This is a genomic window from Candidatus Merdisoma sp. JLR.KK006, from assembly GCF_036941035.1.
Classification (GTDB): Bacteria; Bacillota; Clostridia; order Lachnospirales; family Lachnospiraceae; genus Laedolimicola.
Genome location: NZ_JAYMNS010000050.1, coordinates 1 through 18,998, shown reverse-complemented (window position 1 = coordinate 18,998; position 18,998 = coordinate 1). Strand labels below are relative to the sequence as shown.

The window sequence follows — 18,998 nt, the reverse complement described above, 5'->3', positions numbered from 1 at the left end:
GAATTCCTTTGTACTGGTCTCAAAAAGCACAATTGTATAGACTGGTTTTACATCCCTGTAGCTGAACTTTTTTCTTCTTTTGCTTCTCACACGTTTATACTGACGCAGCAGCATATCGGACGAATAACACGCACTGCGCTGTCCGGGAAACATATAGCCAATCTTCTGCACCTCCACATTTGCCAGACTTCCATCCTTAAGCTCCACCACCAAATCCGTAACCAGTAGAGAACATTCATCCGCAAGCCTAGTGGAATCGTTAGGAAGCACCATGCGAATCCTCACCGGAAATTCAAATCTGCCATACACCTTCTCCTTTCCGCCGCAATATTTTTTATACACATTTTGTCTCTATGGAACAAGCGGATATATTTGAACTATAACCCTACCGGACAAAATCCGGTGCCTGAAAGAGACACAAAATGCATTATTCCTATTAGGGATACTTATCGGGTGTACCATTTCTTAGTTTGTTGAAAACCTCTCCGAACCGGAGACATTGACAAAAAGACATTTGACTGCAAAAGAATTGCAGATGGAAAAATATTCCTGTCCGTGGATTTTATACTAGCACAAAATTTTCCATTCTGCAAGTACCAAATCAATCTTATTCACGAAAAAGGAGTTTAAAAAACCTTTAAAATCAAGGCTTACAAGGTACGATTTCAAGGGAAGGAACTCACAGAATATTCTGAAGACTACGTTTTTCCATCAAAATATGGCATCGCTATCGCAGCAGATCTGCTGCGATAGCTGATCTGATTCGTTCGGAAATAAAACAGTTCAAAAAAGAGAAAGCTTAAATGGTACAGTAATTTGTAAAAATATCAATGCCGGAGGGATTTTTCATTTGATATATTTTCCATTGCAAGTGATAATGCCACCCCGTTCGATTCTTTACATTACGCCCTTGCCTATGCCGGCACCGCTTACTCCACCAACAAAACATCATGATTAATCGTCCGGTAAAACTCCTTTTTAAATTCCTCACCAGACAAATTCTGTTCCAAAAGCCACATCACCTTTGTAACGGTCGCCTCCAATGTCATGTCAAAGGCTTCTATAATCGGAAAGCGTTCTTTTATCGCTTTTCCAACCTGATAAACCGCCATATCACTCCCCTCATGGGTCACCTGGGTTGCCATAATCATCTTCTTCCCCTGGCTACACCAGTTATCAATGGCTTCCAGGAAGTCATGCTGGCCATAGGTGGGAAGTCCGCCCACTCCAAACGATTCAATAATCACTGCATCATACTCATCCGCCAGCATATTCAGCACCCGTCCGTCCATTCCCGGAATCATTTTCAAAAGCAGTACCCGCCTATTCATCCTGTGATAAAACCTTACCGGCTCTGTGAGACGAAAATGATCTTCTATATAAAAAATGATTCTATGCTCCTGAATCACCGCAATATCCGGATAATTGATACTGGAAAATGCATTGTAGCTCTTGGAACGCTCTTTCTTTGCCCTGGTTCCTGCAATCACCTTTCCGTCAAAAACAATATTTACACCATATGCACGGTCATCCGAAGCGAACCGGAGGCTGTCACGAAGATTCGCTCTCGCATCGGTTATTTCCAGATTAATCGGTTTTTGCGCACCGGTCACAACGACTGGTTTTCGGTTGTTCTGTATAAGATAAGAAAGGGCTGCCGCCGTATAAGCCATCGTATCCGTTCCATGGCAGACTACAAACCCATGGTATCTGTCATAGGCTTCCTCTATGACCCGTTCCAAAATCAGCCAGTGCTCCTGGCAGACATTCGTGCTGTCCAGCTCAAAAGGCTGTACCGTATCCACCATACAGAATTCCCGTATCTCCGGCACATAAGCCAGCAGCTCTTCAGAGGTAATCCCCGGCTTAAGCCCCTCCGATGAATATTTTGACGCAATGGTGCCCCCTGTGGCAATTAATAATATCTTTTTCATTTTCCATCTTACTCCATAGGCTTTTGATAGAACATTCCAAAAAAACTCTCCATAGGTATCATATTCATAATAACTCTTTTATCAGTCTTCCGCAAGTAATTCACCAGATCCTGTACCTCATAATCTAAAACCAGCACTACTGTTCACAGTCACAAACCACTATATGTAAAAATCTTACAAAACACTTGCCGCACCCTCCATAGCCATTCAATTACTCCAAAAAACAAAGCAGCATGCGCTCAAACAAAAGCACATACTTCCAGGTAAATTTCCCGATCCGGTTGAAATTGTACAAAGCCACAAAATTCATTCCTGCCTGAACGAACAACAGTACCTATAAAGACTTCGGACGGAACGAAATCGTCCCGTCCGGTCCGCAGCCATTCCTTTTAAGCAATCACTGCCGTAATCCTATTTTTCATCTTCCACACCATAGGGATTGGTAACGCCCTCCATATTTTTGCTTCCGATTTTCTTATGAAACTGGGGATCCTTTGGAATATCCGGATTAATTCCCAGATCCTCCGGCGCAAAGCATGCCACAATCTGCAGAGGGATAATATACTCCCACGGAGAGAACAGCGGATCCTCCGTAAACTCTACCAGAAGGTCCTTATCCCGTCTGTTGCCCACTCCCTCCGGAGATGCAATGAGATAATTGTGGGGCGTCCACTCACTTAAAATATCAATCAGCTTCAAGGTTCTGGGCTTATAATCCCCTTTGGAGCCCAGATAGAATACATGGGCACTGTCCGTAATGGAGTTGTAGATTCCATGGAAAAATTCCTCAATATCATATCCGGTAACGCCCTGCCGGACTGTCTCCAGAATTTTTAAAGAGCCTTCCAATACATCGGCGTACATTCCGTCATATCCCACTACAATAATGCGCTTTGCCGGAAGGAATTCCTCCTTAATCCTCCCATACCACGCAACAGAAGCCTTTGTCACATTCTCAAGATTATTAATCACCTTGTACATGCGCTCCCGGTAAGCCGCTGCCTTTTCCTCTGTGGTGATCCCCTTTGCCAAAGCCAGCTCTGTCAGCATCATCATCAAAGTCACAGTGGTTCCGGCATAGCCCTTCGTCTTAGCGCCGCATTTTTCATTTCCAACCTCAATGATCGTCTTTGCATCTGCATGCTGGAAAAGAAATGCATTCTTATTTGCGGAAACTCCCGCCGTGCCAAAGCCCTGAGCCTTGGCACAGTCCAGCCCTGCCACCGTAGAAAGGCTCTGCCCGCCCTGAGACATGCCAATCACCAAAGTATTTTTGTTAAATATCTTTTCACTTCGCTCAAACTGCGTGGGATACATGCAGATTACCTTCATACCCAGCATCTCTTCCAGATAGTTCTTTGCCGTAAGGCCTGCATGGTAGCTGGTGCCGGAGCCCAGCACATAGATCTGCTCAATCTCTTTATCCTTAAACTTCTCTACAAACTCCTGCGTAATCTCCCTGCGGTTCTCAATGATATGTTTTAATACCGCGGGAGTCTCGCAGATGTAATTATACATATTCGATGCCATTATAAAATACCCAAGACACTTCCGACAATTCCTACGATAATCATGCCCCAGAGAATTGTCGTGGTCTTAAATCCTTTCTGTAATAATTTGTATGTACCAAATGTCAAAGCCAACGGAAGAAATCCGGAAATGATTCCGTCAAAAATATCCTGTACTACAATCTCCGCCCCGCCAATATTCAAAACCAGAGGACTTGCCAGACTTACCATAGAGGCGCACATAGAGCCTACCACAACAAGTCCCAACACCTTGGCCACCTCAGAAAGCGCCGCAATCACACCGCCCTCTGACATATTCCCTAAAAAGCTGATACCGCTGCGGTATCCGATTTTCAATCCAAAATAGCGAACCAGCAAATGAGGTACATTATAAATCAGCAGGAATAATATGGCACCCAGAATACTTCCCTGCGCCGCCAGAGAACATCCGATACCTGCGCCAATAATGCGAAAGGTTCCCCAGAAGAAAGAATCTCCGATTCCCGCAAGAGGTCCCATAAGAGCCGTCTTTACCGCATTGACGGATTCCGGATCTCCCCCTTCCCCATTTTCCTTTGCCTTTTTCAGTTTTTCCTCCATTGCAATGGCAACGCCTGTAATAAAGGTAACAATGGCCGGTGTAGTATTAAAAATCACCAGATGGCGCTTTAATGCTTCAGAAGCTTCCTCTTTATCGGGATACAGCTTTTTAAGAGCCGGTATCATCTGATAGGCGAAACCCACATTCTGCATTCTTTCATAGAAGAAGCAGGCCTGCAGCGGAAATGACCGCCAAAAGGTTTTCTTAAAAATATCCGGGCTCATTACGGATTCCTCGTTTGTTAATACTTTCTCATCTGCCATTACAATTCACCTCCCAAATCATCAGACATACCTGTTGTTTCTACAGCCGCTGTTTCTGTCTTTCTTCCTCTTCCATATTGGAACATAATATAGGCAATGGTTGTTCCTACTACTGCGGCTCCTACGGTATTTACGCCTAGAAGAGCACTCAACACCCAGCCCACAAAGAAAAATGCCACATTCTTTTTATCAAAGAGAAGCTGCATCAATATAGCAATTCCAAGAGCCGGAAGCATACCGCTGGCCACCTTAAAACCGTCAATCACACTCTGGGGAAGCTTATCTACAAATGCGCCGATCACTGCGGATCCAAGCAATGCTCCGCAGAACACCAGCAGGAAATATGCAAGGAAAAATAATCCGGCGCCTCCCCACAGGGCTCGGTCAACACCTTTGTAATCGCCTCTCTCCGCAGCCTTATCCGCCTGATGTGCAAAATAACCGTTTGCCGTGCGGACCAGAACGCCTACAAGCTGTCCAAGGGTTGCAATCGGCAGAGACAATGCCACTGCCGCACTGACATCAAGGCCGGAAGTTATAACAAAGGCCGTAGCCAGAATACTGCCCGATACCGTATCCGGAATTGTAGCGGAACCGATTCCTACAATTCCCATCATAACCAGCTCTAAAGAAGCCCCAACCACAATGCCTGTCTGAAAATCCCCCAAAATCAGTCCTACAACCGGTCCTAAAAACAAGGGCCGATCCATCATAAACATACCCATTACACGGCTGTCCCAGATGCCCAGTCCGCCGAGAATGCCAAGTAATACCGCTTGAATAACACTCATTGTTTTTCTCCTTCCCGTTAACCGTTCTTACTAAAATTTTTCCGTATTTCCTCACAAGTAAGGCTTTTCTGCGTGGGATCCGGCTGCATGGTAATTGCCATTCCTGCCTGTTCCAGACGATTCATAACCGCAATATCATCTTCTGACATATAGGAATTCATATCAATCTGCCTCTTTCCTTCTCCGCTTCTAAGACCTCCCAAAAGAACAGTTTTTATGGCTCCCTCTGTCTTATTGCATACATATTCCGCATCCTGCATGGTCTTGGCGACCACCATGATGCTGCGGGACGCATGCTTGGGATTGTTAATCACCGCAACTGCTCCGTCCAAAGACTTCATAGACAAAGTAACCCCCGGAGGCGTTGCCAGTTTAAACGCCATCTGCATGGTCTGATCTTTAATCACCTGATCGTTTGCAATCAGAATCACATCCGCCTTATAAAAGTTTACCCAGGCAACAGCTACCTGGCCATGTAACAAGCGGTCGTCCACACGCAATACTTTAATCATAACTTCCTTCTCCTTCCTATTTGTAGTTCCGTAATATTCCGTCAATACACCCTTATCTAAATCAATTTTCAGCCGCTTAAAGCTGCGTCTGCAAATCGATTTGTGCACTGACAGAATATTACTGTTTTCGTTCCGTAATATCCTGTCTACAGCTCTCCTTCGGTATCTTCCAGAGTCCCGGCCGCTTCCACATCATTTACCAGCATCAGTGTATCCTTTGCCTCTTCAATCACCGCCCGGATATTCCTTAAGTTTTCTTCCCGATCACCCGTCAGCTCCAGCATGGCAAGTGAAAGCAGCATTCCAAGGCAAAGACCTGATACCAAATAAAAATCCGGATGCTCCGCAAGAATTCCAATGGAAGACTGTGTGGTGCTGCCGCCCGGTATATCCGTAATAAGAATCGTAGGGGCCGAATTGTCAAAAGCTCTCCATGCATCTTCAATCATGGCCTTTGCCTGCTCAACCGACTCGTCTAACGTTATGCTGAGAGCTGTCATATTCGGCACATCTCCAAGTATAAACCGGCAGGACTGCGCAATCCCTTTGGAAAACTCTCCATGGGTCAGCAGAATAATATTTTTCATTGCGTTCCTCCTTTCTTTAAGTTGCTACGCAACTGTACTAAAGGGTAAAGTCACTTCAGCGCACACCTATGAGAAAAACTTTCATTCGAAAGTGCACTCATGAAAGTTCCTCTCGTGCGCTTTCGCAACTTTACCGTCCAGCAAAAAATATTTCTGTTAAACACTCTACATTTCTTAGCCGGACTTATTCTTAATGTATATACATTTTTAATTATGTTAATATACATTTATATATTTGTCAATACATTTCGTCAAAAAATATATATTTAATGCAGTTTTAATGTATATTATTTGTAATGAATGATAATCAAATAAAATATTGTTATTTTGATTATGTTGACTTTTATATATTATTTCTCTATAATATGTATATATTTTTTTAAGAAAAAGTATATTTTTCGGAGAACAACTATGAAAAAAGAACCTCTTTACCTAACGATTGCACAAGATATTATGGAAATGATTCAGAACGGAACGCTGCGCTCCGGAGAGCAGCTTATGACGGAAGCCCAGCTCTGTGAAAAATACCATGTAAGCCGCATGACAGCCAATAAAGCCCTGTCAGCCCTTGCCGCACAGGGATATATCAGCCGTACGGCAGGAAAAGGAAGCTTTGTATTGGAGCCCAAGGTTACGAAAAACATCGGAACATCCGGAAGCAGCTTCTCTGCGGACATGGCCTCTGTGGGAAAAAAAGCAGGCGCTATCTTAATGGAATACCGGGTTATACGCACAGAAGAAGCTCCCCTGGCCGCAGAACAGCTCAGGCTTGAGGCTCAGGAACTTCTTCACTATATTTTCCGCATCCGTACCAGTAATGATGTTCGGATTGCACTAAGCCATACCTATATCCCCTGTAAATACCTTCCGGCCCTGGATGTGACAATTCTGGAAGGATCCCTTTATGAATACCTTAACAATACCCACCAGATATATCCAATTGTATTGGATCACAATTTCAGCGCACTGCTTCCCAGTAAAAAGCAGCAGGAACTCTTACAGGTTGATTCCTGCGCACTGTTAAAATCCAGCCACACCAGCACCATTGAACCGGACCTTCTCTTTGAGTACACAGAAACCTACTATGCCGGCAGCCGATATACCTATCACTTCTCGAGGACAAACTAAAATGATAAAAGCCGTATTTTTTGACATTGACGGAACCCTATACTCTCACAAAGCCCATCAGATACCAGAAAGTGCATGCAAAGCCCTAAAGGAGCTTCAGGAACAGGGAATTCCGATTTTCACGGCCACTGGAAGACACATGATCATGATCGAGCATCTGTTAGGTGATCTTATTCCCTTTGACGGATACGTGTCGCTGACCGGGCAGATCTGTCTGGACCGCCAAAAGCATGTATTCTACAAAAATCCCATTTGCCAGGCGGACACAGAGAAAATCGCTGCATTTTTCCGCACAAAAAGGCGGCCTCTTACCTTGATCGAAGAGAACCGCCGGTACACCAATATGACACATGAGAAAGTAAGCTCATCCTTAAAAAATGTCTCATCCTTTGCACCGCCCATAGAGGACTACTGCGGAGGAGAGCTTTATCAAGCCGCCGGATTTTTTACCCAAGCGGATGCAAAAGAACTCCTTTCATGCCTAGACCACTGTAAATTCACCAGCTGGGATGAAGGCGCCATCGATATAATCCCTGCAGACGGCGGGAAAACGGTCGGCATCCAAAAGCTTTTAGAGCACTACAATCTGACCTCTGACAGCATCATGGCCTTTGGAGACGGAGACAACGACGTGGATATGCTGGAATTTGCACAAATCGGCGTGGCCATGGGAAATGCTTCCCAAAAAGCAAAAGCAGCCGCAGATTATATCACTACAGATATAGATGATCATGGCATTGCACATGCTCTTAAGCATTTCCACTTGATCTAAAACAGTATGAATCGGAGAATTTTTCATCTCCCCATATCAGGAAGCCGCCAAAGCTTTCAGCGTCGTAATGGAAATATCCCCCACCACCGCCAGATCCTCCGCCTGATAAGCATAAGGAAAATTATCCTCAAATAAAATCTGCGAAGAGGGCGGGAATTCATCATCCCCGGCCCACAGAATAAATCGTACATGAAGTCCGTTTATAAATTCAAACTCATAGGCCGCATCCCCCATGGAAATTTTTTCCGCCCCAAGCTTCTCCATAGCTGCTGCAAACTCATTCAGCTTAAAACCAAAGGCAAACTTAAGCCTTGTCAGACACCGCCCCTCAAACTGCCGGAAATACACCTCGCCCCAGGGCACCTCCCGATAGGTCAGATACTTTCCGGTGCTTTTCACAGACTGGCCGGAAATAAGAAACCGCAAAACAATAATCTTAGCCGGAACCATTTCTGAAAAATGTACGGGACCTTCCTCCCCCTCTTCCGGATGAAGTGCAAACTCCGGATAATCCGCCAGATAGGAATAGCCCATCAGCCGAACATGAAACTGCTGCTTTTCCTCATCAAACTCCACGCCGCAGCGCAGGGCCGCTTCCTTTGGGTCTATTTTTTGGTATTCCTCCAGATAATGCGTAAGGGGAATCCGTTCCTTGTTGTCTTTTTCATAGGGAAATTCCATTGTCGCTCCTACTCCTTTTACTTATTTCTATCCTTACAGCCTATCATTCAATTGCCCACTCTCCCAAAAAAGATACGTCTTTGAGAGAAGTGGGCAATTTTTTATAACAAATACGCTCTACAGGAAATAATGATATGCAAATCATTCTCTTCACTGTTTTCTTGCTTTGGCTCTATATATAAATTCAAGCCCATAAGCTTAGTCATTCGTTCACTCTAAGCAGCAGTCTTGCTTCTACTGCTCTATGGACGGGAACAATGAACTATCCGTATGAGGCAGGAAACAGCAAGCCACAAACTCATCCATATATCCCGGCTCCGTGGAAAGCTCCAGATAGGTCATATTCTGAGCCAGCTCATAGACTTTCCGTTCCGCCTTGGTAGACAGCAGCATCGCATAAGCGCCAGACAAAGAAGAATTGCCGATATAATGGTAGCATTCCACCGGAATATCCGGGAACATACCGATATTAATGGCATTCTGCATATTGATGCCGCTTCCGATTCCGCCTGCCACATACACCTGCTCAATCATACTGATATCAAAATCCAGCGTCTTAAGCATAGTGCGAATAGCAGAGAAAATCGCTCCCTTGGCACGGATAAAGTTATCAATATCCACCTCGGTAATCTCCACATCCTTCACAGTGCCGGATTCCTCCTGGGGGGCCAGCACGTAGCTTCCCATCCCGTAGGCATCCCTCTTAATCCGCTTCCCGTCCCGGACAAATTTACCCTTGGGGCTGATAATCTTACAGCGGAACAGCTCCGCAATCACATCAATAATACCGGAACCGCACAGACCGATAGGCTTCTCTTTCTCATCTCCAATAATGGTAAAATCAGGCTCCATGGTTTCCGCATCAATGGTACACGCCTCAATCGCTCCGTCCGTAGCACGCATGCCGCAGCTGATATCGCCGCCCTCAAAGGCCGGACCTGCAGAGCAGGCACAGCTCATCATAAAGTCGGAGTTGCCGAACACCAGCTCTCCGTTGGTTCCCAGGTCAATAAACAGGGAAAATTCCGGCCGGTTCCAGAGCATACTCACCAGAGTACCTGCCGTAATATCTCCGCCCACATAGCTTCCGATATTGGGAGCCATAATAATATGAGCATCCGGGTGAACCTTTAGATTAATATCCGACGCATAGAAAGAGTTTGTCTTAAAAAATGCCGGAATATACGGCTCCATGCGGAGAGGATCCGCATTGATTCCCATAAGCAAGTGATTCATGGTGGTGTTGCCCGCAATGGCCAGACGGTAAATATGCCGTGTGCTGATTCCCGCGGATCGGCACATTTGCTGAATCATTGGATTCAGTGTCTCCGCTACTATGGCATCCTGCAGACGGGTACGCCCGCCCTGCTTGGTGGATTCAATAATCCGGTTGATAACATCCGCACCGTAACGGATCTGTCCGTTTCCGGTGGATGCCTTTGCCAGAATCTTTCCGTCTATCATATCCACTACTACTGCGGACACGGTGGTAGTTCCGATGTCAACGGCAAGGCCGCCCACGATCAAATCTTCATTTGCCCCATACACATCATAGACAAATACATGGCGTTGAGCCTGGCCGATGATACACTGGATCTCAAAATTGCTGCTCCGCAGGGTGTTGGGAAGCTTCCGCAGGGAAGAATAGGGAATCCGGATATACTGGATCCCTGTAACCTCCTGCAAAGCTCGAATCACACGCTCAATATCCGGCATGGTATCCTCAAGGCTTGGAGGGTCCATTTTGATCCGCACAATATGGATGTTGTTGTGAAGCGGCAGATCCGCTTCCTCAATCTTCCGCTTGGATTCGTCAAAGATGGCTACCTCCTCCGGGGAGCTTAGGTCCGCCACTTTCATGCGGCTGCGGTAAGCAGAGGCAATGTCCGGCACCATCACCTCCACATCTCCTGCCACCTGGCTTACACAGGCCAGACGCCAGCCCTCCTCATACTCCGCATCGCTGATATGACGGGTCTTCTTGGAATCCAGCTTGCCCTTAATAAACTTTACCTTACATTTTCCGCAGGAAGCATTGCCGGAGCAGGGGGCGTCAATCACCACATTGGATTTCCGGGCCGTCTCAAGCAAGTTTTCTCCCAGGGCTGTGGACACCGTTACCTGATCGCCGTCCTCGAATCGAAATACTACATTTGCCATTCCAAATTTCCTCCATTCCAGTTCCGCAGCACTTGAACCAGTGCCCTCCATCTAGAACAATTTTCAACCGCAAATACATGCGCTTGCAAATTGTTCTGGCTCTAATTCAAGTGCTGCTGTTTTTAGTTCCGTAACACCTGAACAGTACACCGACTCTTAGATCCATTTATGGCCGCAAATACATGCGTCCCTAAATGGCTCTGTGCACTGTCCAGGTGTTACTGTTTTCTAAACTTTTTCCTGAACGCAATCCCATTGTTAAAATTATACCATACTACCGCTGCCTACTGCAATCAAATAAAAGGTATTCTTTAAAATATCTATCTCCATTCATCTCTCGTTTCCCAAAAATTCTTTTGTAAAACTTACATAAAAAATCGCAGCTTTTCTCGTAAATTTTGTTACGGTTCACTCCGTGCACTGCGCTGCACGGTCACAGGCCAGTACAGTACTGGAGCCGGAATCCGGCCTCTTGCCGTAAGGCAACTTTATATAGGCCGGATTCTCTATTCTCGTCTATTCTTGTCCCTCTTTGTCGCTAATTGTTATTTTTTCTGAATATTTATTTAAATTTCTCATAATTATAACACAATATAAATGTGTTCTTCATATTTTTGTAATACTTTTAGTGTATACTGATAAAAACTCCAAATAACAAGAGTATTCTTAGAAGTTCAACCCTAATACAAGCATGCAAAAGCTTCTTAGAATACCATCCAAATAGAAGCGGGAGGGGTCTATGAAAAAAATCATCTTAACATGTCTTATAACACTGGCAGCAATCACATGTTCCATACTGCCTGACTCCAAAGAGGTACTGGCTGCCAACTTTACAGCAGAGGAAACTTTTCATATAGAGCAAGGCATCCTCACATCGGTCAAGCTTCCCACCAAAAGCTCCTCTCCTATTCAGCTTTCCTATGTAAAGCTTTCAGAACGGGAAAAATGGATTCTGGACGAAGTGCTCTGCGATTATGTGTCTGAGGCCGTAGTAGAATTAACAACTTCCAACATTGATTATACCATTGGGGACTGGATTGACCGGGAAGCCTACACTTACCTTTCTCTGGAGAAAAAACTTCCCAGCGGAAATCTCTACACCGCCTGCGGCTATGCAAAATCCAGCAGCGGTTATGTATACTTTGAGCTTTCCTCCTCCGCTCCCTTGACAGAACAGCAGGTGCGCCGGGAGGTGGAACAAAATTTCTTCGGAAAGCAGGAAGTTCAGCAGGGAATATGCTAAAATCCTTACTTCCGAAAATGCAGACATTTCTTGGGACATGCCTGTATACATCTGCCGCAGCGTATGCATTCGGGAGAGCCTGATATCTCCTTTATAGAAAGTCCAACCGGACAGGCTGCCTCACAGGAACTGCAGGAGCTGCATGCTTCTTCCTCCCAATGAATCTGCACAAGACTGATACGATTAAACCAACCATAAATAGCCCCCAGGGGGCACAGGTATTGGCAAAATGGACGGTAAATCTTCACCGAAATAATCAAAAGAAATATCAGAAGGCCAAGCTTCCAGAAAAACAGTCCTCCAATCTGGCTACGCAACAGGCTATTTCCTGTAAGCAGGGGCAAGGCCCCAAATAATGTGCCGGAAGGACATAGATATTTGCAAAAGGCCGGAACTTTCGCAAAGCCGCCAAAAAGGAACATAGAGCCAATGCACACCAGAAATATCAAAACAAGATATTTTCCATATTTCAGAACTGAATGAAAGGGCAGCCGCTTTCTTTTTTGAAAAATCGGAATCTTATGAATCAGATCCTGAACTAACCCAAAGGGACACAGCCACCCGCAGACAAAGCGTCCCAGTATGCTTCCAAACACAAAGAAAAATCCAAGAACCCCAAAAGGTATCTGAAGATTCCGCTGATTCAGCAATGCCTGGAGTGCCCCTATGGGACAGGATCCGACTGCTCCAGGGCAGGAATAGCAATTTAAGCCGGGAACGCAGACATATTTAAAAGTTCCCTGATAAATTTTTCCTTTGAAAAAACCGTAAGCATACCCATTGGTAACAATAGTAAAAAGAAGTTGTATTTTAAGACGCAGATTTTTTCTCATATCTTTACCCGATCCCAATGCATTCCAAACAAATCATCACTGCCTTTTTCCAGATAACACCAAGCTGTCCCTGAGCAGCACCGATACCCAGAAATATAACTCCCAAGGCCGTACCCAAAATCCATACTTTACGGACATGCCATAATTCATGCCCTTTCCCAACTGACAGACTTTGTCTGTCAAGATACGTTTTTTGCCTATAGTTCTTCCAGTAATGCATCTATCTTCTCCTTCCACTTGGATTTATCCATGGCCCCCACAATCACATCCAGAATCTCTCCATCTTTATTCAAGAAAAATGTTGTAGGCACTGCTGTCACCTCTGTGAGAAGCCCCTTGTACAAGGACTCGTTCAAAAGCAAATGGGGATAATCGGCCCCTGTTTCCTCAATCAGGCTCAATGCATATTCCAAACTCTCATCCTCCTGCCCTTCCAGCACATCACTGACAATACCAATCAGTTGGAAATCCTCTGCCTCGTATTCCTTTGTCAACTCCCCAAGCTCCGGCATCTCGCTAAGGCAGGGATTGCAGTAGGTTGCCCAGACATTGATCATAGTCAGCCGGGAATCGGCACAGTTCTCGACTGAAAATGTATTGCCATCCATATCTTTGCCTTCGAAGGATACAACATTGGATGCAGAATTTTCTTTTTCCGTTGAAGCAGCATTTTCCTCTTCTACCGGATTTTTCACTGTATTCTTCTTAGTACATCCGCATAATAACGCTGCTAATAAAACACTAATCAGCAGATACTTTTTACTGCATTTACACATCTGTTAACCTCCTGTTATTTGATGCCCCCAATTTCTGATTTGTTTCTCAGGACATCCTATAAATTTAAAAGCTTCTTTTTTATTTTTTCGGAAGACTCTATGATATTGGCTTCCTTAAGGGACAGTCCGACATGCTAATCTTGTGCTTCAGTGAATTCAGACCGCAGTCAACCAGATAATCCTGCAGGATTGGTATGGATTGGGAGGATGCCGGGCCGATAATGATCTCCCCGAACAATTCTGACATATGAAGTCCCAGCCGCCCGCACATCCGGTTCAAATCAAGAGGATAATATTTCTTAATCCGCCCTGCCGACACATGGTATCTTGGCTCCACGGCAAATTCATTTAATATAAACGGAGAAATCACCAGCCTTCGCTCTTTCTCCCTCGCAAAAGAGGGATGCTTGAAAGCCGCCGACTGTATCCATGCATCATTCATAAGCTCCCGCAGCTCCTGCTGTATTTCTGAAAATTGCTTTTCTTCCGTCATAAGCTGATAAAATTCTTCCACAAGCCGATGCTCCCGCATATCTTTCTGATAGTACACGGTTTGCAGTGATACGGCTCCGCCTGTCATTTTCTGCATCAGATTTTCATGAAAGGCAATGCAGACGCCCTGTCCCAGATGTCCGTACCGCTCCCACTGGGCGGCGTCATCTCTGTATTTGGAAAAGCAGGCCGCATATGCGGAATAGCGGAATTCCTCTGCCAGCTCCCCACGGAAAAACTTCTCTATCACACGGCTCTTTTCTTCCTCGCCGTTTGACTGTAACCGCTCCATAACGGCACGGCATAGGCCGTTCATAAAAAATCGCATTTCGGACGCATCATTCATATTCAGAATGTTGTTCAGCCGCAGTTCCGCACAGCGGATAATGCCGTCAAAGGCTGTGAAGTCTGTGTAGTGGTATAGCATAATTTGTCCTCCATACTAATTCAAGATTTGTTCAATTGCGACTGTCTTTGCCTATCCCGCTTCTTTGCAATATTTCTCAAGCCAATGTGCCTGGCCGGTTCTGATGCACTTATCTCTTTTTTATTCCATAGCTTCTATATCATATCAGACGTTTTCATTTCTTTGCTCCATTCTGAAAGCACACTTCGCTATAAATAATATAAACCGTTTGGTTTCAAAACACAATACCTTGACGCCCTTCTGTGCCTTCAGAATTTTAATGAATCCGGCTAACCGCTCATTTTGCCTTTCTTTTCAGCCTAAAAATGCAAATCATCAATTTGTCTAATACATTCAGTAAACACTTTTAAGAAATCATCAAATTCTTTGTTATGGGAATGTCCAAAATCTTGTAACTGCATATTAAATCTCTTTCGTTATCAACATAATTCAATATGCGTCTTCCTAATTTTTCCAATGAGATCGTATGCCTCATACGGGCTCATTTTTATTGGCAAGTATATGGAACTGTCATATTCTGAATTTATGAAAAATCCATCGAGAAAGCATTACATTGACAATCTCCGGAATCTGACCATATTGCTGTTGCTTCCGGCGTGCTTTATTACCATTTTTCCTATTACGGGGATCTGTGGGTTCATTTTATTGGGTAGATCTCTATTTTGTTTTTTCTTGTGATAGGGAAGCGATTCTTGAACCGGAAGACCGGATTTACTGTTTATTTTAATCAGATATCCTATCTGCTCTATCTCCTGCGTCAATCCATCCCGGTGGTGCTTGCGTATTATGCGGTCCGGGTCTGCCCTATTATGCCTGTACAGGTATTTGGGATCTGTATGGGGAGCTTTGCTTTGACGCTGATGACCTGCCATTTGCTTCGAAAGGGGCGAAATTGGTTCATTAGTAATCATGTAATTTTTATTGACAAATAACTGTTAATGCCATATGCTTGACTTACAGTTTTATACTTTACTACTCACTCCGAGGGGTATGTATTAGAGGATGCCCGCAGGGGATTAAAAAGGAGAATTTTTATGATTTCGGAAAGTATTCATATATCAAATATTTTTGCGGCTTCTAAGATAAATCAGCCTGTTTTGCCAGCTTCAAAAACCGCAGGCTCTTTTGCGGCTATATTTCGTAATTCTATGAAAGAACGGTCTTTGGATTACGGCAATCCTATTGGGGCGGATGCTCCCCTTGTCTCTGACGCTGCAGCGGATAAGATCGGTCAGTTGGCTTCGGAAGCTGAGGATAAATATTGTTCTATGTGCGGTTCCCGTATTAAGGAGGACGGCACCTGCCCTATCTGCATTGTGCCTGTCTTTATATCCGGCAATTCCGGTTCCTGTGGTCAGGGGATTTCACAGGCTGACGGTTTAGATTCTGCGGCCGGAAACAGGGTTCGTCTTTCTTATAACCGGAGAAAAAGCTAATGCATTATTACTTGAATATTGGCTGTGAATACAGTACCATTCTATGCAGTTAATTGATTAAATTCATCTCTTTCAATAATGCAGCGCTATCCTTAAACCCCTTTATATATGCCAATCTGCTATATCTGGTACAATTCATCATATAGGCATTTATTAATGCATTAACTGCTGAATGTACTTCTTTTGATAAATCCATTTCTAATAATTGAATTGTCAATTCTTCAATCTTTTTGTCCCCCTTCAGATAAATTTCATCCTTAGATATAAAATCGTAAAGCTCTTTATCCATAAGACATTCCGCAATTATGTTCAATATTTTTTCTGACATTGCTTCTCCTTTTTGATCCCATTTATGGAATTATACCACATTTCCTGCCATTTTGGAATCATTTTTACTGCCATTTTGGATACACTCACATTATGGACAGAGTAAATCAGAGAACCAATCATCTTTTAGGAGAAAACATTAAAAAGCTGAGGATTCAAAAGGGCATGCGCAACAAAGATATTGTTTCACAATTACAGCTTCTTGGTGTTGATATCAGCACAGGTACATATAGTAAGGTGGAAGCTGGGCTTAATAATCCCAGTGTTGATATGCTGATTGCGCTCACTCAAATACTTGAGTGTGATTTTAATGCTTTTTTTCAAGAGATTACATAGTTGCTCTCTCATTTTTCTCCACAGCATAGGTTCTTCCCTGCATAGTAAACCCACATGCGCTCATTGGCGCACCACCATAAATGACAATCAGTAGTGGCACATGGGGCATCCCTGAACTCAGTTTTCCGCTATGCGGAAAAGGTACTTTCATAAGTAAACCCACATGCACCCCATTGGTACCTTATTTCAGCCATCCATATTATACCTCCTATAGATCTTATGCGTATCCAAATCAATTACAACATCAACGAATTTATCTGCAGGAATTATTTTTTCATACCCAAAACGGGCACAAAAAACATCCGCAAAATCAGTTTCACTTACTTCACTTAAAATCTGATTCATTTGCTTTTTTATTTCTGAAAAAGTGCTTCCTTTTCCCCACAAATAGCAATCGCCAAAATACGCTTCTATCTCTATTATCATCTCAAATACTGATTGAACAAAATTTCCACTCTGTAGAAGTCCTATCTTTTCCCTTTCACCAAAATCAAATCCGTGCAAATGCAAACAGCCAGATACGCCAGCCATCCCAGGCAAAAGACTACGAAAGAATTTCCAAAATAAGGAACCGGCATAAACATCCACGAAAAGCCCCCCAAAATCCCCTGTATACAATTAAATACACAGGAAATCGGAATCAATGCCAAAAACCACACATTGACGACCAAAAACCATCTGAGGGCACTTTTTCTGCATTCCCCCACAAACTGTCCGATTGCCGCAATCATGCATCCCATGGCCATAAAAATCAGGCCAATGGCAACAGACACGGTACTTTGCTCCTCTATCCACACCATAATTGAAACCACCAAGCCGATGAAATTCAGTGCTGTTCCCGTCGCTGAAAAAATTCTGGCATCCGGCTTTTCATCAGCGGCATCCGGTTTGGGCTCAATTCCTTTTAGGAGATAATCGGTTGTTACCTCAAAGCACTCGCTTAACAGAATGATCTTTTCCAAATCCGGAAGACTTTGTTCGCTTTCCCATTTTGACACGGTCTGTCTTGACACGCCAATCCGATCCGCCAATCCCTCCTGGGACATTCCTTTTGCTTTTCTCAATGTTTGTATTCTGTCTGCTACATTCATACCTGCTCCTCCTTATTTTAGCCTAAGGGCATCCCATAATGCATGCCCTTACCAGTCCCCTTTATCCGAACGAGCTTCCAGTCGCCAACGGCATGTGTCTGCAAATTTTTCCGGAATTGTCGGGATACTGCTGCTTTTGATAGGAGTATTCTATCAGAAATGGCGGTTGCATTGCCACCAAGCTCCCATGGAAAAATGTCAATGGTTCCTGACAATTTAAAATCATTTCCGGTCATTGGCATTTTTCTGCATCCCGTCCATGAATTGCCCATGCAAGCAGCTCTCGGACAAATTTCGGAGTAATTACCATAGGCGGACTGGCAGAAAAGGGGTACCAATAATATTCCCATTTTCCGGAGGTTTCTTTTCCTTGGAATATTTTTCCTTTACTGACAATGAAAAAGTCTCCTTCTCCCACTCGATAGGATACTACAAGGCTCTTATCGGATGAAACAACCGTAAGCCAGATTTTGCCGCAGTCGTCATCTTCTTCCCTCACCCACCAGATATACTCTTTTTCTTCATAAATAAGGATTCTTCTGCCCTTTTTCGCAACGCTCATATGATATACCTGCTTTGTAATTCTGCATCATTTCTTAAAATTACTCATTTACGTTATATGTTCCATTCTCCACAACCATAGAAAACTCTGTGCTTGGCTGAAAATTATAAACATCATCAACTATTTAGCAGCAATTCTTTGGTATTTAATCCTTGCCGTTAGCAGTAGTTTTCCATAAGAAAAAGCTCATCCCATGCTTTAATCATTTTTATCAAAATCTTGCATCTGCTACTTCTTTCATATTAAGCATATTCTACCCTTACTTCCTTAATAGGTTTTAGAAACTCATCTACATCAAAATATAATTTTTCCAGAATAGGAACCAGATCAATGTATTCTTCTTCATCCTGAATGCTGTGTCTATATTTTGCCATAACAACCAGGTATCCATGATCCCATTCCTTTACTGAACTATAATACTCCAATGAATAAGGTGCCTTGAAACGAATCACATGATTACCAAATTTAAATATTGTATAGTTTGATTTGCTGCTTAATACTGCATATTCCATGTCATACACCTTCTTTCATAATATTT

Annotated in this window: 25 protein-coding genes and 1 pseudogene; 6 read left to right on the top strand and 20 right to left on the bottom strand. The window is 43.8% G+C overall.

The window, feature by feature from the left end; genetic code table 11:
- The 7 genes and pseudogenes from VSQ61_RS21825 to VSQ61_RS21795 form a co-directional block, all read right to left on the bottom strand.
- Positions 1-342, bottom strand: a pseudogene (locus VSQ61_RS21825) (hypothetical protein); the annotation flags it as partial.
- A 587-nt stretch (positions 343-929) separates the two neighbouring features.
- The gene (locus tag VSQ61_RS21820) at positions 930-1,934 is read right to left on the bottom strand and encodes an asparaginase (protein ID WP_334346447.1); all 1,005 of its coding nucleotides are present in this window, start codon (positions 1,932-1,934) and stop codon (positions 930-932) included.
- Between the two features lie 411 nt (positions 1,935-2,345).
- Positions 2,346-3,464, bottom strand: a complete 1,119-nt coding sequence (locus VSQ61_RS21815) for an SIS domain-containing protein (protein ID WP_334346446.1) — start codon at positions 3,462-3,464, stop codon at positions 2,346-2,348.
- Positions 3,464-4,306: a PTS system mannose/fructose/sorbose family transporter subunit IID gene (locus VSQ61_RS21810; protein WP_334346445.1), complete on the bottom strand. Its 843-nt coding sequence runs from the start codon at positions 4,304-4,306 to the stop codon at positions 3,464-3,466. Before VSQ61_RS21810 ends, VSQ61_RS21815 begins: the two co-directional genes overlap by 1 nt.
- On the bottom strand, positions 4,306-5,097 hold the full coding sequence (locus VSQ61_RS21805; protein WP_334346444.1) for a PTS mannose/fructose/sorbose/N-acetylgalactosamine transporter subunit IIC: 792 nt from the start codon (positions 5,095-5,097) through the stop codon (positions 4,306-4,308). Before VSQ61_RS21805 ends, VSQ61_RS21810 begins: the two co-directional genes overlap by 1 nt.
- A 17-nt stretch (positions 5,098-5,114) precedes the next feature.
- A complete protein-coding gene (locus tag VSQ61_RS21800) occupies positions 5,115-5,609 on the bottom strand; it encodes a PTS sugar transporter subunit IIB (protein WP_334346443.1) in 495 nt (164 codons plus the stop codon).
- 146 nt (positions 5,610-5,755) lie between these two features.
- A complete protein-coding gene (locus tag VSQ61_RS21795) occupies positions 5,756-6,196 on the bottom strand; it encodes a PTS sugar transporter subunit IIA (RefSeq protein WP_334346441.1) in 441 nt (146 codons plus the stop codon).
- A 411-nt stretch (positions 6,197-6,607) separates the two neighbouring features.
- Here VSQ61_RS21795 and VSQ61_RS21790 point away from each other — a divergent pair, with 411 nt between their 5' ends.
- Positions 6,608-7,324: a GntR family transcriptional regulator gene (locus tag VSQ61_RS21790; RefSeq protein WP_334346440.1), complete on the top strand. Its 717-nt coding sequence runs from the start codon at positions 6,608-6,610 to the stop codon at positions 7,322-7,324.
- Position 7,325: 1 nt separating this feature from the next.
- The gene (locus VSQ61_RS21785; RefSeq protein ID WP_334346439.1) at positions 7,326-8,096 is read left to right on the top strand and encodes a Cof-type HAD-IIB family hydrolase; all 771 of its coding nucleotides are present in this window, start codon (positions 7,326-7,328) and stop codon (positions 8,094-8,096) included.
- Between the two features lie 36 nt (positions 8,097-8,132).
- Here the strand turns inward: VSQ61_RS21785 and VSQ61_RS21780 are convergent, their stop codons facing one another.
- Positions 8,133-8,777 carry a DUF3786 domain-containing protein gene (locus tag VSQ61_RS21780; protein ID WP_334346438.1) on the bottom strand — a complete coding sequence of 215 codons (645 nt, stop codon included), beginning with the start codon at positions 8,775-8,777 and terminating at the stop codon, positions 8,133-8,135.
- Between the two features lie 234 nt (positions 8,778-9,011).
- The gene (acsV, locus tag VSQ61_RS21775; RefSeq protein WP_334346437.1) at positions 9,012-10,937 is read right to left on the bottom strand and encodes a corrinoid activation/regeneration protein AcsV; all 1,926 of its coding nucleotides are present in this window, start codon (positions 10,935-10,937) and stop codon (positions 9,012-9,014) included.
- A 739-nt stretch (positions 10,938-11,676) separates the two neighbouring features.
- On the opposite strand from acsV, the gene VSQ61_RS21770 reads away from it, so the two are divergent.
- Positions 11,677-12,180 (top strand): hypothetical protein, encoded by a 504-nt coding sequence (locus VSQ61_RS21770; protein WP_334346436.1) that lies wholly within the window; start codon positions 11,677-11,679, stop codon positions 12,178-12,180.
- Positions 12,181-12,185: 5 nt separating this feature from the next.
- Here the strand turns inward: VSQ61_RS21770 and VSQ61_RS21765 are convergent, their stop codons facing one another.
- From VSQ61_RS21765 to VSQ61_RS21750, 4 genes are all read right to left on the bottom strand, one after another.
- Positions 12,186-13,013, bottom strand: a complete 828-nt coding sequence (locus VSQ61_RS21765) for a 4Fe-4S binding protein (protein WP_334346434.1) — start codon at positions 13,011-13,013, stop codon at positions 12,186-12,188.
- A gap of 4 nt (positions 13,014-13,017) precedes the next feature.
- Positions 13,018-13,233, bottom strand: coding sequence for a CD1871A family CXXC motif-containing protein (locus VSQ61_RS21760; protein ID WP_334346433.1), 216 nt, complete (start codon positions 13,231-13,233; stop codon positions 13,018-13,020).
- Complete coding sequence (locus tag VSQ61_RS21755) at positions 13,211-13,789, bottom strand: TlpA family protein disulfide reductase (RefSeq protein ID WP_334346432.1); 579 nt, start codon at positions 13,787-13,789, stop codon at positions 13,211-13,213. Before VSQ61_RS21755 ends, VSQ61_RS21760 begins: the two co-directional genes overlap by 23 nt.
- A gap of 97 nt (positions 13,790-13,886) precedes the next feature.
- Complete coding sequence (locus VSQ61_RS21750) at positions 13,887-14,708, bottom strand: DUF2971 domain-containing protein (RefSeq protein WP_334346431.1); 822 nt, start codon at positions 14,706-14,708, stop codon at positions 13,887-13,889.
- 692 nt (positions 14,709-15,400) lie between these two features.
- Between VSQ61_RS21750 and VSQ61_RS21745 the strand changes: the two genes are divergently transcribed.
- Together VSQ61_RS21745 and VSQ61_RS21740 are read left to right on the top strand one after the other, a co-directional pair.
- On the top strand, positions 15,401-15,640 hold the full coding sequence (locus tag VSQ61_RS21745; protein ID WP_334346429.1) for a hypothetical protein: 240 nt from the start codon (positions 15,401-15,403) through the stop codon (positions 15,638-15,640).
- 102 nt (positions 15,641-15,742) lie between these two features.
- Positions 15,743-16,144, top strand: a complete 402-nt coding sequence (locus VSQ61_RS21740) for a hypothetical protein (RefSeq protein ID WP_334346428.1) — start codon at positions 15,743-15,745, stop codon at positions 16,142-16,144.
- Between the two features lie 49 nt (positions 16,145-16,193).
- Here VSQ61_RS21740 and VSQ61_RS21735 read toward each other — a convergent pair whose 3' ends face one another.
- The gene (locus tag VSQ61_RS21735; protein WP_334346427.1) at positions 16,194-16,472 is read right to left on the bottom strand and encodes a hypothetical protein; all 279 of its coding nucleotides are present in this window, start codon (positions 16,470-16,472) and stop codon (positions 16,194-16,196) included.
- A 92-nt stretch (positions 16,473-16,564) separates the two neighbouring features.
- On the opposite strand from VSQ61_RS21735, the gene VSQ61_RS21730 reads away from it, so the two are divergent.
- Positions 16,565-16,807: a helix-turn-helix domain-containing protein gene (locus VSQ61_RS21730; protein WP_334346426.1), complete on the top strand. Its 243-nt coding sequence runs from the start codon at positions 16,565-16,567 to the stop codon at positions 16,805-16,807.
- Here VSQ61_RS21730 and VSQ61_RS21725 read toward each other — a convergent pair.
- The 6 genes from VSQ61_RS21725 to VSQ61_RS21700 all read right to left on the bottom strand — a co-directional run bounded on the left by VSQ61_RS21725 (position 16,800) and on the right by VSQ61_RS21700 (position 18,972).
- Positions 16,800-16,958 (bottom strand): hypothetical protein, encoded by a 159-nt coding sequence (locus tag VSQ61_RS21725; RefSeq protein ID WP_334346425.1) that lies wholly within the window; start codon positions 16,956-16,958, stop codon positions 16,800-16,802. The genes VSQ61_RS21730 and VSQ61_RS21725 overlap by 8 nt on opposite strands.
- A gap of 35 nt (positions 16,959-16,993) precedes the next feature.
- Positions 16,994-17,233: a hypothetical protein gene (locus VSQ61_RS21720; protein ID WP_334346424.1), complete on the bottom strand. Its 240-nt coding sequence runs from the start codon at positions 17,231-17,233 to the stop codon at positions 16,994-16,996.
- Positions 17,234-17,274: 41 nt separating this feature from the next.
- Positions 17,275-17,898 (bottom strand): helix-turn-helix domain-containing protein, encoded by a 624-nt coding sequence (locus tag VSQ61_RS21715; RefSeq protein WP_334346423.1) that lies wholly within the window; start codon positions 17,896-17,898, stop codon positions 17,275-17,277.
- Positions 17,899-17,915: 17 nt separating this feature from the next.
- Positions 17,916-18,140, bottom strand: coding sequence for a hypothetical protein (locus tag VSQ61_RS21710; protein ID WP_334346422.1), 225 nt, complete (start codon positions 18,138-18,140; stop codon positions 17,916-17,918).
- Positions 18,131-18,460 (bottom strand): hypothetical protein, encoded by a 330-nt coding sequence (locus VSQ61_RS21705; RefSeq protein WP_334346421.1) that lies wholly within the window; start codon positions 18,458-18,460, stop codon positions 18,131-18,133. The genes VSQ61_RS21710 and VSQ61_RS21705 overlap by 10 nt, the downstream gene beginning before the upstream one ends.
- Before the next feature lie 242 nt (positions 18,461-18,702).
- On the bottom strand, positions 18,703-18,972 hold the full coding sequence (locus VSQ61_RS21700) for a DUF7724 family protein (protein ID WP_334346420.1): 270 nt from the start codon (positions 18,970-18,972) through the stop codon (positions 18,703-18,705).
- Between the last annotated feature and the right edge of the window lie 26 nt (positions 18,973-18,998).

Bases quoted from the DNA above. Each gene is read 5' to 3' on its own strand.
- VSQ61_RS21790 (WP_334346440.1), top strand. From the start codon at position 6,608: ATGAAAAAAGAACCTCTTTACCTAACGATTGCACAAGATATTATGGAA.
- VSQ61_RS21720 (WP_334346424.1), bottom strand. From the start codon at position 17,233: ATGATAATAGAGATAGAAGCGTATTTTGGCGATTGCTATTTGTGGGGA.
- VSQ61_RS21725 (WP_334346425.1), bottom strand. From the start codon at position 16,958: ATGAAAGTACCTTTTCCGCATAGCGGAAAACTGAGTTCAGGGATGCCC.
- VSQ61_RS21740 (WP_334346428.1), top strand. From the start codon at position 15,743: ATGATTTCGGAAAGTATTCATATATCAAATATTTTTGCGGCTTCTAAG.
- VSQ61_RS21730 (WP_334346426.1), top strand. From the start codon at position 16,565: ATGGACAGAGTAAATCAGAGAACCAATCATCTTTTAGGAGAAAACATT.
- VSQ61_RS21700 (WP_334346420.1), bottom strand. From the start codon at position 18,972: ATGGAATATGCAGTATTAAGCAGCAAATCAAACTATACAATATTTAAA.
- VSQ61_RS21805 (WP_334346444.1), bottom strand. From the start codon at position 5,097: ATGAGTGTTATTCAAGCGGTATTACTTGGCATTCTCGGCGGACTGGGC.
- VSQ61_RS21715 (WP_334346423.1), bottom strand. From the start codon at position 17,898: ATGAATGTAGCAGACAGAATACAAACATTGAGAAAAGCAAAAGGAATG.
- VSQ61_RS21755 (WP_334346432.1), bottom strand. From the start codon at position 13,789: ATGTGTAAATGCAGTAAAAAGTATCTGCTGATTAGTGTTTTATTAGCA.
- VSQ61_RS21705 (WP_334346421.1), bottom strand. From the start codon at position 18,460: ATGAGCGTTGCGAAAAAGGGCAGAAGAATCCTTATTTATGAAGAAAAA.
- VSQ61_RS21800 (WP_334346443.1), bottom strand. From the start codon at position 5,609: ATGATTAAAGTATTGCGTGTGGACGACCGCTTGTTACATGGCCAGGTA.
- VSQ61_RS21795 (WP_334346441.1), bottom strand. From the start codon at position 6,196: ATGAAAAATATTATTCTGCTGACCCATGGAGAGTTTTCCAAAGGGATT.
- VSQ61_RS21815 (WP_334346446.1), bottom strand. From the start codon at position 3,464: ATGGCATCGAATATGTATAATTACATCTGCGAGACTCCCGCGGTATTA.
- VSQ61_RS21760 (WP_334346433.1), bottom strand. From the start codon at position 13,233: ATGCATTACTGGAAGAACTATAGGCAAAAAACGTATCTTGACAGACAA.
- VSQ61_RS21750 (WP_334346431.1), bottom strand. From the start codon at position 14,708: ATGCTATACCACTACACAGACTTCACAGCCTTTGACGGCATTATCCGC.
- acsV (WP_334346437.1), bottom strand. From the start codon at position 10,937: ATGGCAAATGTAGTATTTCGATTCGAGGACGGCGATCAGGTAACGGTG.
- VSQ61_RS21710 (WP_334346422.1), bottom strand. From the start codon at position 18,140: ATGCCAATGACCGGAAATGATTTTAAATTGTCAGGAACCATTGACATT.
- VSQ61_RS21765 (WP_334346434.1), bottom strand. From the start codon at position 13,013: ATGAGAAAAAATCTGCGTCTTAAAATACAACTTCTTTTTACTATTGTT.
- VSQ61_RS21785 (WP_334346439.1), top strand. From the start codon at position 7,326: ATGATAAAAGCCGTATTTTTTGACATTGACGGAACCCTATACTCTCAC.
- VSQ61_RS21810 (WP_334346445.1), bottom strand. From the start codon at position 4,306: ATGGCAGATGAGAAAGTATTAACAAACGAGGAATCCGTAATGAGCCCG.
- VSQ61_RS21820 (WP_334346447.1), bottom strand. From the start codon at position 1,934: ATGAAAAAGATATTATTAATTGCCACAGGGGGCACCATTGCGTCAAAA.
- VSQ61_RS21770 (WP_334346436.1), top strand. From the start codon at position 11,677: ATGAAAAAAATCATCTTAACATGTCTTATAACACTGGCAGCAATCACA.
- VSQ61_RS21780 (WP_334346438.1), bottom strand. From the start codon at position 8,777: ATGGAATTTCCCTATGAAAAAGACAACAAGGAACGGATTCCCCTTACG.
- VSQ61_RS21735 (WP_334346427.1), bottom strand. From the start codon at position 16,472: ATGTCAGAAAAAATATTGAACATAATTGCGGAATGTCTTATGGATAAA.